2 protein-coding genes are annotated in these 1,578 nt (G+C 70.8%); both read left to right on the top strand.

Annotated features, from left to right (window positions below; genetic code table 11):
- Positions 1-1,038 (top strand): phosphoribosylformylglycinamidine cyclo-ligase (gene purM, locus ACI379_RS13260; RefSeq protein ID WP_439792564.1); only part of this gene is annotated, 1,038 nt, incomplete at its 5' end.
- A gap of 190 nt (positions 1,039-1,228) precedes the next feature.
- Positions 1,229-1,417 carry a DUF3073 domain-containing protein gene (locus ACI379_RS13255; protein WP_439792563.1) on the top strand — a complete coding sequence of 63 codons (189 nt, stop codon included), beginning with the start codon at positions 1,229-1,231 and terminating at the stop codon, positions 1,415-1,417.
- The last annotated feature ends 161 nt before the right edge of the window (positions 1,418-1,578 follow it).

Raw genomic sequence — 1,578 nt, 5'->3', positions numbered from 1 at the left:
GCCGGCGTCTCGATCGAGGCGGCCGACCTGGCGATCGAGCTGATGAAGTCGTCGGTCGAGAAGGCGCGCCGTCCGGAGATGATCGGCGGTCTCGGTGGCTTCGCGGGCCTCTTCGACGCCTCCGCGCTCAAGGCTTACGAGCGTCCCCTGCTGGCCACCTCCACCGACGGTGTCGGCACCAAGGTCGCGATCGCGCAGAAGATGGACGTCCACGACACCATCGGCCACGACCTCGTCGGCATGGTCGTCGACGACCTCGTCGTGTGCGGCGCGGAGCCGCTGTTCATGACCGACTACATCGCCTGCGGCAAGGTCGTCCCGGAGCGGATCGCCGCGATCGTCAAGGGCATCGCCGACGCGTGCGTGCTCGCCGGCACCGCCCTCGTGGGCGGCGAGACGGCCGAGCACCCCGGCCTGCTGCACCCCGACGAGTACGACGTCGCGGGCGCCACGACGGGCGTCGTGGAGGCCAGCAAGCTGATCGGCGCGGAGCGGGTCGAGGCCGGCGACGTGGTCCTGGCCATGGAGGCCTCCGGCCTGCACTCCAACGGCTACTCCCTGGTCCGCCACGTCTTCTTCACCCAGGCCGGGTGGGCGCTCGACCGCGACGTCCCCGAGCTGGGCCGCACGCTGGGCGAGGAGCTCCTCGAGCCGACCCGCATCTACGCCAAGGCCTGCCTCGAGCTGGCCGCGCAGACGGGTGTGCACGCGATGTCGCACGTCACCGGTGGCGGTCTGGCCGCCAACCTGGAGCGCGTGATGCCCGCGCACCTCAGCGCGCGCATCGACCGCGGCACCTGGACCCCGCAGCCGGTCTTCGACCTGGTCCGCCAGGTCGGCAACGTGCCGCAGCCCGACCTCGAGGCCACCCTCAACTGCGGTGTCGGGATGGTCGCCCTGACCCCGGCAGCCGACGTCGACCGCTCGATCGAGGTGCTCGCCGGGTACGGCATCCGCGCCTGGGTGGCGGGCGAGGTCTCGGCCGACGACGCGCTGGGTGGCAAGGTCGTGCTGGACGGTCAGCACCCCGGTTGGTGAGCCCCGCACCCGCTCCACCTGCGCGTTTTCCGACACGGTGACCATTTCCGGGCTCTGGGTGTGCGGGAACAACCACCACTCGGGTACGGTTGCCCTTACGAGTATGTGACCGATCAGACCGGGCGCAGCGAGCCTTCTGGCCTCCAGGGGGACGCGAGCCCCGGCCAAGTGTGCAAGGGGGTCGGACCCTATGGGGCGCGGCCGAGCGAAGGCTAAGCAGACGAAGGTCGCTCGCGACCTGAAGTACCGTACGCACGAGACGGACTTCGGCGCGTTGGCGCGAGAGCTGCACGGCGACAACGGAAGTACGGACCAGGTCGAGTCGGATGACGACGTCGACACGAGCTGGTCGGACTACTCCTCCGATCCCGGTCGATGACCTGGCCCCCGGCCACTGACCCGCACCTCGTGCGGCGGTGACCGGAGGAGCCGTCCGACCACCCCCTGACGCAGGCGACTGACCTCGCCGCGCGCCGGTGTGCTGCGCCACGGGAGAACCCCGTGGCGCGGTGGACGTGACGGTTCGTGGAGTAGCGGTCC

Source organism: Nocardioides sp. (assembly GCF_051876515.1).
Taxonomy (GTDB): domain Bacteria; phylum Actinomycetota; class Actinomycetes; order Propionibacteriales; family Nocardioidaceae; genus Nocardioides.
This window is presented reverse-complemented; position numbering and strand designations above follow the sequence as displayed.